The organism is Cryobacterium arcticum (assembly GCF_003185895.1).
Taxonomy (GTDB): domain Bacteria; phylum Actinomycetota; class Actinomycetes; order Actinomycetales; family Microbacteriaceae; genus Cryobacterium; species Cryobacterium arcticum.
The window spans coordinates 831,871-846,838 of sequence record NZ_QHLY01000005.1; the positions used below are offsets into that span (position 1 = coordinate 831,871).

At 68.8% G+C, this 14,968-nt stretch carries 15 protein-coding genes; 7 read left to right on the forward strand and 8 right to left on the reverse strand.

The window, feature by feature from the left end:
- Position 1: 1 nt before the first annotated feature.
- From CTB96_RS05575 to CTB96_RS05585, 3 genes are all read right to left on the reverse strand, one after another.
- Entirely contained in the window at positions 2 to 838 is an 837-nt protein-coding gene (locus CTB96_RS05575; protein WP_110125862.1) for an ABC transporter permease, read from the reverse strand.
- Positions 835 to 1,737 (reverse strand): ATP-binding cassette domain-containing protein, encoded by a 903-nt coding sequence (locus CTB96_RS05580; RefSeq protein ID WP_110125863.1) that lies wholly within the window; start codon positions 1,735 to 1,737, stop codon positions 835 to 837. The genes CTB96_RS05575 and CTB96_RS05580 overlap by 4 nt, the downstream gene beginning before the upstream one ends.
- 99 nt (positions 1,738 to 1,836) lie before the next feature.
- Positions 1,837 to 3,063 carry a cysteine desulfurase-like protein gene (locus CTB96_RS05585; RefSeq protein WP_110125864.1) on the reverse strand — a complete coding sequence of 409 codons (1,227 nt, stop codon included), beginning with the start codon at positions 3,061 to 3,063 and terminating at the stop codon, positions 1,837 to 1,839.
- 67 nt (positions 3,064 to 3,130) lie between these two features.
- Here CTB96_RS05585 and CTB96_RS05590 point away from each other — a divergent pair, with 67 nt between their 5' ends.
- Both CTB96_RS05590 and CTB96_RS05595 read left to right on the forward strand, forming a co-directional pair.
- Positions 3,131 to 4,045: an LssY C-terminal domain-containing protein gene (locus tag CTB96_RS05590; protein WP_110125865.1), complete on the forward strand. Its 915-nt coding sequence runs from the start codon at positions 3,131 to 3,133 to the stop codon at positions 4,043 to 4,045.
- Positions 4,042 to 4,542, forward strand: coding sequence for a hypothetical protein (locus CTB96_RS05595; protein ID WP_110125866.1), 501 nt, complete (start codon positions 4,042 to 4,044; stop codon positions 4,540 to 4,542). The genes CTB96_RS05590 and CTB96_RS05595 overlap by 4 nt, the downstream gene beginning before the upstream one ends.
- A gap of 9 nt (positions 4,543 to 4,551) precedes the next feature.
- Here CTB96_RS05595 and CTB96_RS05600 read toward each other — a convergent pair whose 3' ends face one another.
- From CTB96_RS05600 to trhO, 3 genes are all read right to left on the reverse strand, one after another.
- Positions 4,552 to 5,376: an aldo/keto reductase gene (locus CTB96_RS05600; RefSeq protein ID WP_110125867.1), complete on the reverse strand. Its 825-nt coding sequence runs from the start codon at positions 5,374 to 5,376 to the stop codon at positions 4,552 to 4,554.
- 31 nt (positions 5,377 to 5,407) lie between these two features.
- The gene (locus CTB96_RS05605; RefSeq protein WP_110125868.1) at positions 5,408 to 6,604 is read right to left on the reverse strand and encodes an MFS transporter; all 1,197 of its coding nucleotides are present in this window, start codon (positions 6,602 to 6,604) and stop codon (positions 5,408 to 5,410) included.
- 196 nt (positions 6,605 to 6,800) lie between these two features.
- Positions 6,801 to 7,700, reverse strand: coding sequence for an oxygen-dependent tRNA uridine(34) hydroxylase TrhO (gene trhO, locus CTB96_RS05610; protein ID WP_110125869.1), 900 nt, complete (start codon positions 7,698 to 7,700; stop codon positions 6,801 to 6,803).
- A 90-nt stretch (positions 7,701 to 7,790) separates the two neighbouring features.
- Between trhO and CTB96_RS05615 the strand changes: the two genes are divergently transcribed.
- The 5 genes from CTB96_RS05615 (at position 7,791) to CTB96_RS05635 (ending at position 12,380) form a co-directional block, all read left to right on the forward strand.
- Positions 7,791 to 8,336: a YbhB/YbcL family Raf kinase inhibitor-like protein gene (locus CTB96_RS05615; protein ID WP_110125870.1), complete on the forward strand. Its 546-nt coding sequence runs from the start codon at positions 7,791 to 7,793 to the stop codon at positions 8,334 to 8,336.
- Positions 8,337 to 8,579: 243 nt separating this feature from the next.
- Complete coding sequence (locus tag CTB96_RS05620) at positions 8,580 to 9,653, forward strand: alpha/beta hydrolase (protein WP_248283230.1); 1,074 nt, start codon at positions 8,580 to 8,582, stop codon at positions 9,651 to 9,653.
- A gap of 85 nt (positions 9,654 to 9,738) precedes the next feature.
- Positions 9,739 to 10,485 (forward strand): nucleoside phosphorylase, encoded by a 747-nt coding sequence (locus CTB96_RS05625; protein WP_110125872.1) that lies wholly within the window; start codon positions 9,739 to 9,741, stop codon positions 10,483 to 10,485.
- Positions 10,485 to 11,792: an amidohydrolase family protein gene (locus CTB96_RS05630; RefSeq protein ID WP_110125873.1), complete on the forward strand. Its 1,308-nt coding sequence runs from the start codon at positions 10,485 to 10,487 to the stop codon at positions 11,790 to 11,792. Before CTB96_RS05625 ends, CTB96_RS05630 begins: the two co-directional genes overlap by 1 nt.
- A gap of 9 nt (positions 11,793 to 11,801) precedes the next feature.
- Entirely contained in the window at positions 11,802 to 12,380 is a 579-nt protein-coding gene (locus CTB96_RS05635; protein ID WP_181397151.1) for an acyl-CoA thioesterase, read from the forward strand.
- Positions 12,381 to 12,383: 3 nt separating this feature from the next.
- Here CTB96_RS05635 and CTB96_RS05640 read toward each other — a convergent pair whose 3' ends face one another.
- A complete protein-coding gene (locus tag CTB96_RS05640; RefSeq protein WP_146215754.1) occupies positions 12,384 to 12,938 on the reverse strand; it encodes an SRPBCC domain-containing protein in 555 nt (184 codons plus the stop codon).
- Positions 12,939 to 13,013: 75 nt separating this feature from the next.
- Entirely contained in the window at positions 13,014 to 14,567 is a 1,554-nt protein-coding gene (locus CTB96_RS05645; RefSeq protein WP_110125876.1) for a phytoene desaturase family protein, read from the reverse strand.
- Positions 14,568 to 14,968 lie beyond the last annotated feature (401 nt).

The window sequence follows — 14,968 nt, forward strand, 5'->3', positions numbered from 1 at the left end:
GCTAGGTGACGTCGCGTTTCCAACTGATCAGGTAGCCGAACCCGGTGGCCAGCAGGCCGTAGGCCAGGAGCACCAGGCCGCCCTGCCACGGCTCCAGCACGGATCCGCCGGGGCTCGCCAGGGTGAAGAAGCTCGCGCCCACCAGGGCGTCGGAGGCCGCGCCCGGCAGGAACTTGCCGATGTCGGCTGTGACCTCGGTGAAGGTCGACGCAAAGCGCAGCAACGGTTCGATGAACTGGGTGAACGCGAGCACGATCACGATCGAGGCGACCTGGCTGGGCACGAGCACGCCCAGGCCCACGCCGATCACGGCCCAGAGCGCCATTGCCAGCACGGTTCGTCCGATCAGTGCCCAGGTCTCGCCGTCGGCGAGCAGCGGGTCGATGCCGAAGCCGTTGAAGACCAGAGCACCCACACCGACGGATGCGGCCAGGCCGACCAGGCCGAGCACCGCGCCCACCACGAACAGCGCGATGGTCTTGGCGCCGAGCACCCGGTCACGGCGCGGGGTGGCCAGGAAGGTGGGGGTGAGGGTCTGGTGCCGGAACTCGCCAGTGGTGGCCAGCGCCCCGAGCAGGACCGGGAAGACGTAGCCGACGGAGGCCGCGAAGCTGTAGATCAGCGGGGGCAGGCTGCCCAGGGTGGAGAGGCCCGCGCCGCCGCCGGAGTTCATGGAGTCGGGGCTAATGGCGCCGCTCTCCACACCGCCGAACAGGGCGGACAGGCCGCCGGCGAGCAGGGCGATGTACCCGAACAGCACGAGGGCGAGGATCCACCACATGCGGGTGCTGAGAATCTTGGCGAATTCGGCGGCCACGGGGCGCAGGATCAGGTTCATAGCGAGTCGCCTCCTTCGACGAGGGCGAGGAAGGAGTCCTCGAGGCCGGCCTTCTGCCGGTGCAGCACGCTGAGTTCCACACCCGCCGCGAAGGCGATGTGGCCCACCTGGCCAGGGTCGGGCACGGCCACGATCAGGCCGGTGCGGCCGGAGGTGAACGCAAGACCGGCGTCGGTGAGCGCGGCGATCAGTGTTTCCCTGGTCGGGGAGTCCACGATGACCTGGGGCGCGACGTTGGTGTCCAGGCTCGACAGCGGCCCGGAGTGCACGAGTTCGCCCTTGGCGATGATGATGACGTCGTCGACGCTCTGCTGCACCTCACTGAGCAGGTGCGAGCTCACCAGAACGGTGCGTCCCTCTGCGGCCATGCTGCTGAGGAACCCGCGAATCCACTTGATGCCCTCAGGGTCCAGGCCGTTGATCGGCTCGTCGAGCACGAGCACACCGGGATCGCCGAGCAGCGAGTACGCCAAGCCCAGGCGCTGGCGCATTCCCAGCGAGTAGCCGCCGACCCGCTGGTCGGCGTGTTCGGCCAAGCCCACCAGCTGTAGCACCTCGGCGACGCGGGTGCGGGGGAGTCCGGCGGCCAGGGTGTACACGCCGAGGTGGTTGCTGGCGGTGCGGCCGGGGTGAAAGCTGGCGGCTTCGAGGGCGGCGCCGACGGTATCGAGCGGACGGGGCAGGTCGCGGTAGCGCAGCCCGCCGAAGGTGGCGGTGCCCGAGGTAGGTGTGACCAGGCCCAGCAGCATCCGCAGGGTGGTGGTCTTGCCGGCACCGTTGGGGCCGAGGAAACCGGTGACCCGGCCGGGCTCGACGGTGAACGAGAGGTCGTTGACGGCCGTGGTCTGGCCGAACCTCTTCGTGATGTTGCTGAATTCGATGACAGCGCCGATTGGCATCCGTGTCCCCTCTGTCGCTAGGGCACAGCTTATTGGGAGAACGGGCCGGTCCGCCCGGGTTTTTTTGCCGGGCCGGCGGATCCCGCGCCAGAAAAAAAGCTAGTCACGGCTGAATTCGCCGAGAACGGCGAGCAGAGCGTCGATCTCGGCGGCGGTGTTGTAGGGCGCCAGGCCGATTCTCAAGCCGCCGGCCTCGCCCAGCCCGAGGTGTCTGGAGGCCTCCAGGGCATAGAACGACCCGGCTGGAGCGAGGACGCCGCGGGCGGCCAGGCGCTCAGCGGCGGCCTCAGCCGCACGGCCCGCGAAGCCCACCAAAACGGTGGGGGTGCGGTGCGCAGCGCGGGAGTACACCGTGACACCGGGCAGGTCGGCCAGGCCGGCCTCCAGCCGTTCCCGCAGGCTGTTTTCGTGCGCCTCGACCAGCCGGTGCGAGGCCCGCAGGCGTTCCCGTCGGCTGCTGCTCGGCCGGGAGGTCACGCCGGTGACCAGGTCGCCGAGCCCGGCGAGGAAGTCCACGGCCGCGGTCACTCCGGCCATGGTTTCGTAGGGCAGGGTGCCGAGTTCGAAGCGTTCGGGCACCACATCCGTCGACGGCAGCAGCTTGTCGGGGTGGATGCCGGCCAGAACCGCGGGGTCGGCCGCGAGCACGCCGCAGTGCGGGCCGAAGAACTTGTAGGGAGAGCAGACGAAGAAGTCGGCGCCGAGCGCGGTCAGGTCCACGAAGGCGTGCGGGGTGTAGTGCACGCCGTCTACGAAGAGCGCTGCCCCCGCGTCATGCACCGCGGCGGCGATCCCGGCGATGTCGGGCCGGGTGCCGATCAGGTTGGACGCGGCCGTGACCGCCACCAGCCGGGTGCGCTCGGTGAGCACAGCGGCCACCGCGGCCACGGGCAGTTCGCCGGTGGCCGGATCGAAGTCGACCCACACCACCGTGGCCCCGGCCCGGTCGGCGGCCTGCAGCCACGGGCGGATGTTGGCGTCATGGTCGAGGCGCGACACCACGATCTCGTCGCCGGGAACCCAGTCGCGCGAGAGGTGCCTGGAGAAGTCGTAGGTGAGCTGGGTGGCGCTGCGGCCGTAGACGATGCCGAGCGAGTCGGCGCCGAGCAGATCGGCCATCGCCGCCCGGAACTCGGTGACGGCGTCGTCGGCGTTCCGTTCGGAGGCGCTGCGCCGGCCGCGGATCGACAGCGGCCCGGTGAGGGTGGCGGCAATCGCCTCACCCACCACGCGCGGTGTCTGCGTTCCGCCGGGGCCGTCGAAGTGCACCGTGCCCGCGGCGAGGGCTGGAAAGGAGGTGCGGAGGGTCTCGACGTCGTAGGTCATCCTGTTATCCAAGCATCCATCGCCGGCTCACCCACCAGCCACGCGCCGAGCGAACTAGCATGGCGGCATGCCAGACACGACAGCGGCACCGCCTGACCGACGGCGCGTCTCGGTCGGCGCCGCCCTGGACTCGTTCTTCTTCGTGCTGGCCGGGTTCTCATCGGTGTGGCTGGCGGTGCTGCTGGCCACCGAGAGCCTCGGGCTGGGCTGGGGGTTGCTCTGGTTCGCCGTGTTGTTCTGGGCGTTGTTGGCCTATCTGGTGTTGCCGCGGCTGCACCGCATTCTCACCCGGTTGTATGTGCCCAACTACTTCATCGGCCGCACCCGCACCAGCGATGGCCTGCTCGGCGACCCGGTGAACCTGGCGCTGAACGGCAGCGCGGCGCAGGTGCACGCGGCGCTCGCCGCGGCGGGCTGGACCAGGGCCGACGACGTGACCGTCGCCTCGAGCCTGCGAATCGTGTCCAGCACGGTACGCCGGCGGAGCTACCTGCAGGCGCCGGTGAGCCCGCTGCTGCTCTTTGACCGCGTGCAGGACTTCGCCTACCAGCAGGAGGTCGCCGACAACCCGGCCAAGCGCCACCACGTGCGATTCTGGCGCTGCCCGGACGGCTGGATGCTGCCCGGCGGCCACCGGGTGGACTGGGTGGCCGCCGGCACCTTCGACCGGGCCGTCGGCCTCTCGCTGTTCACACTGCAGGTCACCCACAAGATCGACGAGCACACCGATATCGAACGCGACCACATCGTGGCGAGCATCCGGCAGGCGGTGCCGGAGACCCGCATCGTGCTCCTGCGCGACTTCGCCACCGGCTACCACTCCCGTAACGGCGGCGGCGACAACATCCAGACGGATGGTGACCTGCCGGTGATCGACCTGCGCGCGATGCTGCTGCCCGGGCAGCCTGGTGTCGCGGGAGCGCAAGTCGGCCAGGCTCCGGGCCAGCCTGGCTCGGTGATCGAAGTGACCGGGCTGTCATGACCGGCGCTCGCTCGGGCGAAGCCGACGTCGCGCGGCCCAGACGCCCCGCGTCGGTGGTCGGCGGGTCGCTGCTCATGGTGGCCAGGGCGTTGTCGGGCGGCTTCGTCATCGTCACCGTGCTCACCCGATGGCAAGAGTTCGTCGGCACCATCGAGATCAACGGCGCCCGGCTCGACCCGGTCGATCCGCAGGCCGCCGCGGCCATTCTGGGCTGGCTCCTCGGCAGCTACGGGTTCATCCTGGTGCTCTACCTGGGCCTGGCAGCACTCGTTTTCACCGGCCGCAACTGGGCCCGGGTGGTGGCGATGGCGTTCGCGTCGGCGAGCATCCTGATCTCATTCGCCGACTACTCCCTCAACGGCGCCCAGATCACCCTGCGCACCTCGCTGGTGAGCGTGACGCTCGACATTCTGATCCTGCTGGCCCTCTCGAGCACCAACGCGCGGCACTACGCCAGGGCCGTGCGCGCCGCCCGACTGGAGCGGGCGGCGCGGTGACTGGTCGGCTCAGCCGTTGAACACCATCGGGTCCGGCCCGATCCGGGAGTCGGTGTTCAGGCCGTCGATCAGCAACAGGTCGGCGGGGCTCAGGTCGAAGTCGAACACGGCCAGGTTCTCGATGATGCGGCCGGGTGTCACCGACTTGGGGATCACGATGCGGCCCTGCTGCAGGTGCCAGCGCAGGATGACCTGCGCGGGGGTGCGGCCGACGCGGCCGGCGACATCCGTGATCACGGGGTCGGCGAGCAGTCCGCCCTGGGCCAGCGGGCTCCAGGCCTCGGTCGCGATGCCCTGCGCTTCGTTGGCGGCCCGCACCTCGGCCTGGTTGAGGCGCGGGTGCAGCTCCACCTGGTTCACGGCCGGTACGACAGACGCGGTCTCGGCCAGGTGCTCGAGGTGCTCCGGGGCGAAGTTGGAGACCCCGATTGCACGAACGCGGCCGTCGGCCAGCAGCTTTTCCATCGCCCGCCAGGACTCCGCGTAGTTGTCGTTCGCCGGCGCGGGCCAGTGGATCAGGTACAGGTCGACGTAGTCGAGACCGAGCGCGGCCAGGCTGGCCTCGTAGGCGGCGAGGGTGCTCTGGAAGCCCTGGTCGCTGTTCCACAGCTTGGTGGTGATGAACAGGTCGCCTCGGGGGATGCCGGATGCGGCCAGGGCGCGGCCCACGCCCGCCTCGTTGCCGTAGATGGCGGCGGTGTCGATGCTGCGGTAGCCGGCGGCCAGCGCAGCGCTGACTGCCGCGGTGGTCTCGTCGTCGGGCACCTGGAAGACGCCGAAGCCGAGCTGGGGAATCTCGACGCCGTTGTTCAGGGTGATGGTGGGAATGCTCATGAGTATGTCCTTGTGCGTTTCGGTGAGGGGATCAGGAGACCGTGGTGGTTACAGCGACGGGGGCGGCGCTCGCCGGAGCGAGCGCGCTGCGGCGCGTAGCGGCGATGATCATCACGACGGCTGCCGCCGCCGTGATCGCCGCGCCGGCCCAGAGCGGTGAGGTGTAACCGAGGCCCACGCTGATCGTGATGCCGCCGATCCAGGCGCCGAGGGCGTTACCCACGTTGAAGGCGGCGATGTTCGCGCTCGAGGCCAGCGTGGGGGCGGTGTCGGCGAAGAGCATGATGCGGGTCTGCAGACCGGGCACGGTGCCGAAGCCGAAACCGCCCATCAGAACCAGGGCAATCACGGTGGCGACGGGGTTGGCGGCGGTGAGGGCGAAGAACACCATCACCACGGTGAGCCCGATCAGGAGCACCACCAGGGTGGGGTCGAGGCGTCGGTCCGCGGCCTTGCCGCCGAGGATGTTGCCGGCGAACAGACCGGCGCCGAAGACCACGAGCAGCCACGGCACGGCCGCGCTGCTGAAGCCGCTCACCTCGGTGAGGGTGAAGGCGATGTAGGTGAATGCGCCGAACATGCCGCCGAAGCCGAGCACGGTGACCACCAGCGAAAGCCAGACCTGGCCGGAGCGGAAGGCGCGCAGCTCTCCGCGCAGGTTGCTCACGTGCGCGGTCTCTTCTGTGGCGCGGGGCACGAGGGCCATGATGCCGACCAGGGCGATGACACCGATCACGGTGATGGCCCAGAAGGTGGCCCGCCAGCCGAAGCTCTGGCCGATGAACGTACCGAACGGCACGCCGAGCACGTTGGCCAGGGTGAGGCCGGTGAACATGATGGCGATCGCGCCGGACTTCTTGCTCGGTTCGACCAGGCTGGCGGCCACGACCGAGCCGATGCCGAAGAAAGCACCGTGGCAGAGGGCGGCGATGATGCGGCCGGTCAGCATGAGCGAGTAGGTCGGGGCGAGGGCCGAGACCAGGTTGCCGGCGATGAAGAGCACCATCAGGCCCACCAGCACGTGTTTGCGTGGCAGCCGGGTCACGGCTGCGGTCAGCAGGATGGCGCCGACCGCCACGCTCAGGGCGTAGCCGGAGATGAGCCAGCCGGCGGCCGCCTCGTTCACGGCGAAGTCGGCCGCCACCTCAGGCAGCAGACCGGCGATGACGAACTCGGTCAGGCCGATCCCGAAGCCGCCGAGGGCGAGTGCGATCAATCCAATGGGCATGCTGATTCCTTCACGATTCGGGGGAGGTTCTGCGCTGGCGCGTTCGCGGCGACCACGCGCATCGGTGGTCGAGCCTGTCGAGGCCGGCGCGTACTAAATGATTGCACACGCTAGGTAAGTGCGCAAGCAACTATCTTGCGGACGCAGTCAGGCGGGGCCCAGCCTGACCGTGACTGGGGCCGATCGAGTGGTCGGCCTAGGCCGCGTGTGCCGCGCAGGCCGGTGCGGTCAGAGCCACGCAGTTCTCGCAGGCCACCAGCTGTTCGCGGCACGACAGGTCGCGGCAATTGAGCATGTGGCTGGTGGCTGCGCCGCAGGCCTGGCAGCGGCCGAGCACCGCGGCGTGGTCGCTGAAGTCCACCGACATCCGCTGGTCGAAGACATAGAGCGAGCCGTCCCACAGGCCGTCGTCGCCGTACGCTTCGCCGTAGCGAACGATGCCGCCTTCGAGCTGGTAGACCTCGCCGAAGCCGCGGTCCTTCATGAGTGACGAGAGCACCTCACAGCGGATGCCGCCGGTGCAGTAGGTCACCACGGGCTGGTTCTTGAGGTGGTCGTATTTGCCGCTATCCAGCTCCGCCGCGAATTCGCGAGTGTTGGCCACGTCGGGCACAACCGCGCCGCGGAACCGGCCGATCTCGGCCTCGAAGGCGTTACGGCCGTCGAAGAACACCACGTCATCGCCGCGCTCGGCCACAAGCGCGTGCAGTTCAGCCGGGGCGAGGCGGGTGCCGCCGCCCACCACGCCGTCGGCATCCACACTGAGGGAGTCGGGGGCGCCGAAGCTGACGATCTCGTCGCGCACCTTCACCACCAGGCGGGGAAAGTCGAGGCTGGATCCCGTCTCGTCGAGGCCGGTGCCTTCGCTCCACTTGAAGTCGATGTCCTTGAAGGGTGCGTACTGGCGGGTCTTGCGCACGTAGCGCTTGAGGGCGGGCAGGTCGCCGCCCACGGTGCCGTTCAGGCCGTCCTTCGAGATCAGGATGCGACCGCGCAGGTCGAGTGATTCGCAGAGGTCCCGCTGCCAGAGCCGAATGGCCTCGGGGTCGCTCAGCGGGGTGAAGACGTAGTACAGCAGGATCTTCGGAATGGCCACCTCCCCATTTTAGGTCGGGGCGAAATCATCGGCCGCGTGGGTCCACGTAGGCTGGGCCAACCAGACCGCCACTAGTTCTACGGAGTGTGCATGACATCAATTGATCCCTTCGCCCGTTTCGGCGAGGTGCCGCAGTTCAGCCTGACCAGCTCGGTGATGACCCATGGTGGCCCGCTCGCTGCGGCCCAGTACGGCATCGGGGCAGGCGGCGCTAACGTCTCGCCCGACCTGGCCTGGAGCGGCTTCCCGGCCGAGACCCAGAGCTTTGCGCTCACCGTGTACGACCCGGATGCCCCCACGGGGTCCGGATACTGGCACTGGGCCGTCTTCAACATTCCCGCGCACGTCGACAGCCTGCCCACCGGCGCCGGGGTGGAGAACTCACCGCTGCTGCCGGCCGGTTCGGCCGTGATGCCCAACGAGGCCCGCCAGCCCACGTTCATCGGTGCCGGCCCGCCTCCCGGAACGGGCACCCACCGCTACCAGTTTGTCGTGCATGCCCTGGATGTCCCCAGCCTCGACCTCGACCTCGAGGCCACCCCGGCTGTGCTCGGCTTCAACGTGCACTTCCACACCCTGGCCCGTGGCGTGCTCGAAGCCACCGGAGTGGCCGGAGGCGCCGAGGCTGCCGCCTGACCAGCCCGCTCGGCCGAGTTCCGAGGTTCGCGGGCTGCGCGCCGGTTCGCGGGTGGCGCGCCACCCGCGAACCGGCGCCGAGCCCGCGCAACTGCGGCGCGCAGATACGTGAGTGATTCTCAGGTCATCTCAAAGTACGACGCTTATCGTCGTCTGGCGGCCGTAAAACGATGCAAGCGCTATCAACGCCAGATCGGCAGAACCTAGCCGCGTCCGGCAGCGCCACATCGGCAGTAAGGCACCATGTTCCAGACACCTCCACACTCCAGCGTCACGTTCGATCCGGCCGCAGGCCCCGCAGCGGATGCCCACCTCACTCATCGCGAGACCGGACTGTCCAGGGTGCCGGTGTGGTTGTGGAAGGCGATCATGACGCGCATCGCCCCGGGCGAGCTGCACAAGTTCAACGCCGACCCCATCGACACGGTCGACTACCACTTCGACCTCGACTACGTCGGCGACGGCATCCGTGACCACCGGCTCGACGTGCTCGTGCCGCACGACGCCGTCGAAGCCGCCGAGCCGCTGCCGGTCTACATCTACTTCCACGGCGGTGGCTGGACCTCCGGTGACAAGGCCCCGCTCACCAAGTACGCCGCCAGCCAGGCCACCGAGGGCATGGTCGTCATCAACGCCAACTACCGCATGGCCACCCGGTTCAAGATCGGCCACATGTTGCATGACGCCAACGCCGTGCTCACCTGGGTCAAGCGCCACATCGTCGAATACGGCGGAGACCCCACCCGCATCGTGATCGGCGGCGACTCGGCCGGCGGCCATATTGCCGCACTGCTCACCGCGGCGGCGAACGACGCTGACCTTGCCGCGCACTTCAACCTCGACCTGCAGATCGAGCCGGGCCATCTGCGCGGCCTCGTGCAACACTGCAGCATCGCCGACTTCTCGGTGATGTTCGAGCGGCACTTCGTGCTCAGCCTCAATTTCCTCAGGATGCTGCTGCCCGAGCGGGAGCGCGGCACGTCACTGCGCGATGCCGCCCGCTTCCTCTCCCCGATCGAGTGGCTCGACAAGGGCTTCCCCCCGGTCTTCATCACCACCTCGGAGCGGGACTACTTCTATCGCGCCAACCTCAACTTCATCGAGGCGCTCCGCCGCCGTTCAGTGCTCGTCGACACCGTGATCTACGGCCGGCACCGCACGAACACTCGGCACACCTGGCAGCAGGATGCCCGTCACCCCGAATCGCAAGAGGTCTACCGCCGGCTCGGTTCGTTCGTGCGCAAGGTCGCTGCCCTGCCCGCTCAGGCCAAGCAGGCCCTCGCTCAGGCTGTTCCCGGGGAGCCCGCCCTGGCGTAGTCACCTCGCTCCCATCCTGCGCATGGTAGACAAGGCAGGAAACGTGCCAGGCCCCCTCCGGGTCACGCCAGCCAGAGGAGCGCTCATGAACCAGGTCGATACCTTTCCGGTGACGGGGCTCCCCAAGCGGGGCTTGCCCACTCGGGCGCTCGTCGTCGGCGATCCGTTCCGAGCCGAACAGATCTCCACTCAGCTCGGCAACGTGCGCCAGGTTGCCCACCAGCGCGAGTATCGCTCGTTCGTGGGGGAGTGGAACGGCACCGAGGTGATCGTGTCGTCGCATGGCGTGGGTGCGCCCGGTGCCATCTGCCTCTTCCAGGAGTTGATGGATGCCGGCGTCGACACCATCATCCGGCTCGGCACCGCCGGAGCGTTGCTGCGCGGCATCGGCGACGGTGATCTCATCATCGCCGAGTCCTGCGTGCGCGACGACGGCGTCACCCACCAGCTCGTGCCCGAGAGCTACCCGGCCGCCGCCAGCCCCGAGGTCGTACTCGCCCTCGCCGCGGCCGCGCTCGCCCACGATGCGCCGCACCACCGCGGCATCGTCTGGACCCGCGCCGCGTTCTACCCCGGCATCATCGATCTCAACCAGGCCGGTTACGTCAAGCTCGGCGTGCTCGCCATCGAGATGGAGCTCTCCGCCCTGCTCGTCCTCGCCTCCACCCGCGGCGTGCGCGCCGGCGGCGGCCTGGTGATCGACGGCGCCAACGCCGACGACCTCGTCGATACCACCGGCTACGACCCGCATCGCACAGTGGTGGCGGATGGCGTCGCCCGCGGCATGGCCGTCACCCTCGACGCCCTCGTGGCCCTGCCCGAGCTCGCCTGATGGCACAAGAAGCCGTCGACCTCATCCTCACTGCGGATGCCGTGCTCACCGTCGACGACGCCGGCACCGTCGTCGAGGCCGGCGCCGTGGCCATCCGGGCCGGGCTGATCGTGGCGGTCGGGCCGGCTGCCGACCTGCGGGCCCGGTACGAGGCAGCGGAGCTGCTCGACAACCCGGGCTGCGTGATCGCGCCGGGCTGGGTGAACACGCACACCCACCTGGCCATGAACCTGTTCCGCGGCGCCGCCGACGACGTCACCCTCGAGGTCTTCCTCGAGCGCATGATCGCCGCCGAGATGCGCACCCTGAGCGCAGAGGCCGTCGCCATCGGAACCCGCGCCGGCATCGCGGAGAGCCTCGCCGGCGGCACCACCACAGCGCTCGACATGTACTGGTTCCCCCAAGCCTCCCGCGCCGTCGCCGCCGAGGCGGGCTTCCGGCTGCTGAACGGACCCACTTTCATGGGCAACCTCGACCCGGAGGGCCGGGACTTCGCCGGCATGCTCACCCAGGCCCGCGCCATCCTGGCCGACAACCGGGCGCAGAGCCCGACCGATGAGCTCTGGGTGATGCCGCACTCCGCCTACCTGCTCGACCGCGACCAGCTCGAGCAGATCCGCGCGCTGGCCGCCGAGGTGGGCGCCCGGGTGCACACCCACGCCTCCGAGAGCCTCGGCGAGGTCGACCTGGCCGGCCGGGTGAACGGGGACCGGCCGGTCGCGGTGCTCGACCAGGCCGGGCTGCTCACCGACCGCACCGTGCTGGCCCATGCCGTGCACCTCACCGACGGCGAGATCGACCGCATCGCAGCCACCGGCGCCGCCGTGGCACACTGCCCGGTCTCCAATCTCAAGCTCGGCTGCGGCATCGCCCGGCTGCCCGAACTGCTTGCCGCCAACGCCGCCGTGGGTCTCGGCACCGACGGGGCCGCATCCGCCGGCGCGCTCGACATGTTCGCAGCAGTCCGCATGGCGGCGCTGTTGCACAAGGGCACCACCAACGACCCCACGATGGTCAGCGCCGAACGGGCGGTGCGGCTCGGCACCGTCGATGGCGCCCGCGCCCTGGGCCTCACCGATGTGGGCACAATCGAACCCGGCATGCAGGCCGATCTGCAGGTGGTGCGGATCGACTCCCTGAACGCCCAGCCCACCCGGGACCGCTGGTCTGCGCTGGTCTACGCGGCCACCGCGACCGACGTGCGACACACCGTGGCACGTGGCCGCATCGTGCTGCGTGACCGGGTGCTGCAGACGATCGACGAGAAATCCGCCCTGCTAGCCCTCGCGGAGGCTTCGGCGGGTTAGCCTCATCGGGTGCATATGTTCTTTCGAACCCTGCTCCACTCGCTGCTGTCGCGCTTCGGCCCCCGGCTCGGGCACTATGACGTGACCCGCACCCGGTTCATCACCCTGCCCACCGACCAGGACATCCTGCGGCACATGAACAACGGCGTCTACCTGTCGATCATGGACATCGCCCGGTTCGACATGTTGCACCGCACCGGCATCTGGGCGATTTTCCAAGCCAAGGGCTGGTACCCGGTGGTCGTGGCCGAAACCATCAGCTTTCGCAAGTCGCTCACTCTCGGCCAGCGCTTCACCGTGGAGTCGCGCATCCTGGGCTTCGACGAGAAGGCCGTCTACGTGGAGCAGCGCTTCGTGCGGCCCACCGAAGGTCCGGAGGCTGTGGCCGGCGAGGTCGAGGTCTACGCACGCGGTTTCATCCGCGGCCGGTTCCTCAAGCGCACCGGCGGGGTCGTCACCATCGACGAACTCACAGCGGCTGTCGGCGCGGTGCCCGACGAACTCACGGTGCCGGCCTGGTTGCTCGACTGGAGTGCCGATGTGGCCATGCCGGCCACCCGGGCGCCGGCGCCCAGTATCTGGGAGTAAGGCTCAGACCGAGTCGGTGAGCGGATGCGTGCGCGTCGGCACGATCAGCTCCTGGTAGTGCCGCTTGAGCGCCGGGTAGTACCGGCTGAACGGCGGCAGCGTGTGGTGGGTGCGGGACGCGGCAAATCGATCGAGATAGTAGTCCCACACCGGTCCGAACGTCGCGGCTTCGGCGGCGGAGTGCAGCCGCAGCCCGAAGGTGAGCACTGTTTTGCCCGAGCCTTCGGAGAGGTGCGCGAGCACCCGCCAGGCATCCTCATCTTCACCGATATCCAGAGCCAGCCGGTTGGGCGGCTCACAATCCAGGATGCTCACGAATTCCCATTGGGAATCGGTCTTGGACTCCATCCGGAATCGCACCGCGCCTGTGCGCGGCGATCCGGTGTAGGTGCCGATCCAGCCGTGGAGCGCCTCGGGTTTGGTCAGGCCTTCCCAGATGTATTCGGGCGCCGCCGTGAAGATCCGGTCGAACAACAGATACAGGCCGTCCTCCCGGTGGGCGAACCGCCCGGTGGCGTGGGCGACATCCGGCGGTCCGGGCAGGGGCTGGGTGGGCATGGTGACCTCCACATTGAGTGCAACACGAGCCTTTCCCTTGAGGCTATGCCTGATTACAGGCCGCCGCCAGACGGCTCAGTCCCCCTCGAGCACCGCCATCGCGGCGTTGTGGCCGCCGATTCCTGACACTCCGCCGCCTCGCCGTGCGCCGGCCCCGCAGAGCAGGATCCGCGCATGCTCGGTCGCGACGCCCCAACGCTGGGCCGCAGTGTCCCTGGGCTCATCGTCCTCGAGGAACGGCCACGACAGCAGCCCGTGGAAGATGTCTCCGCCGGGCAGGTTGAGAGCAGCCTCGAGGTCGGCGGTGGTCTTCGTCTCGATACAGGGCGCCCCGGCCGCAGCCGTCAGCAGCAGGTCTTCGATCGGTTCGGCCAACACCGAATTCAGTGACGCCAGAACGGCGGCCTGCAGCTGTGCCCGGGTCGCGGCGTTGTCGGGGTGGGTCAGCCGGTCGGGCGTGTGCAGCCCGAATACCGTGAGGGTGTGCGCTCCGGTGGCCGCGAGCTCGGGGGAGAGAATGCTCGGATCGGTCAGTGAGTGGCAGTAGATCTCGCAGGGCAGCGGCGTGGGGATCTGACCGGACCTGGCCGTGGCGTAACCGCCCTCCAGCTGGGTGAGGGTCTCGTTGATGTGGAAGGTACCGCCGAACGCCGCCTCCGGAGAGACCGTCGGGTCGAGCAGCCGGGGCAACCGGCGCAGCAGCAGGTTCACCTTCACCTGAGCACCCTCCGGCTTGTCGCCGGGGGCCTCACCGAGCAGGCCGCGCAACACCCAGGGCGCCACGTTCGCCAGCACGCGCCCGCCCCGAACCGTCTCTTCGCGACCATCGACCCGGTAGCGCACGGCACCGTCCGGGTCGACGCCGGTCACTTCGGCACCCGTGAGGATGCGCGCGCCTGCCGCCCTGGCCACGCGCTCGAGTTCACCCGTGACGGCGCCCATACCGCCGATCGGCACGTCCCAGTCCCCGGTGCCGTTGCCGATGGAGTGATAGAGAAAGCACCGGTTGGCGTCGAGAGAGGCATCGTGCACCGATGTGAACGTGCCGATCAGTCCGTCGGTGGCCACCACCCCGCGCACTAGGTCGTTGCCGAACCGCCTGGTGATCATGTCGCCGAGCGGATGCTCGATGAGCTCCTTCCAGAGCTCGTCGTCGCCCACGAGGCGGCGGGCCTCCGACCGGGCGGGCAGAGGCTCACACACCGTGGGGAACAGCGCCACGGCAGCGCGGACGAGGTCGTCGCCGAACTGCTGCCAGCGGGCCACATCCTTGTCGGCACCGATCCGGTCGAAGGATGCGCGGGTGGCGGCCTGGTCACCGGAATCGACCAGGAGCCCGGTCGACGGGTTGGCGGGGTCCGGGGTGTACGACGAGTACCGGCGCCGGGCGAGTTCGATGGCCAGACCGAGCTCGTCGATGATGCGGGCCGGCAGCAGGCTCACCAGGTAGGAGTAGCGGGAGAGGCGAGCATCCACACCCGCGAAGGCGTCGGCCGAGATGGCCGCGCCACCCACGTGGTCGTCGCGCTCGAGCAGCAGAACACTGCGACCGGCCCGGGCGAGATAGGCCGCGGCGGTGAGGCCGTTATGGCCGCCGCCGACGATGACGATGTCGTGTGTGCTGTCCATGGAGGGCCTTCCCTGATGCGCCGTTGCTGGTCTCTCGACCCTAGCCGCAGATGCCGACACGCCCGGGATGCAAATGCGATTTGCGGGGCCCTCCAAAACCCCCGTATAGTCATCTCTCGTCACCCCACAGGTTCGGAAAGCCGAAGAGCTACCGGCCTCAAGCGGGACCAAATCCCAAGCAGAAAACACAGCGAGTCTTCGCTGTGTACAGCTTGATGAAGTTCGCTTCGAATCCAGTTTCTGGCCGAGAACGAACGACAAGAAACAATAAACATCGAAGTGCCCCGGAGCGACAGCCTTTTTGGCCTGAAGTCGGGTGCGTCCGATCCTTGAGAACTCAACAGCGTGCACAATGTCAAATGCCAAAAACCTCGGTCGTAGGGCTCCTTTCTAGGGAGTAC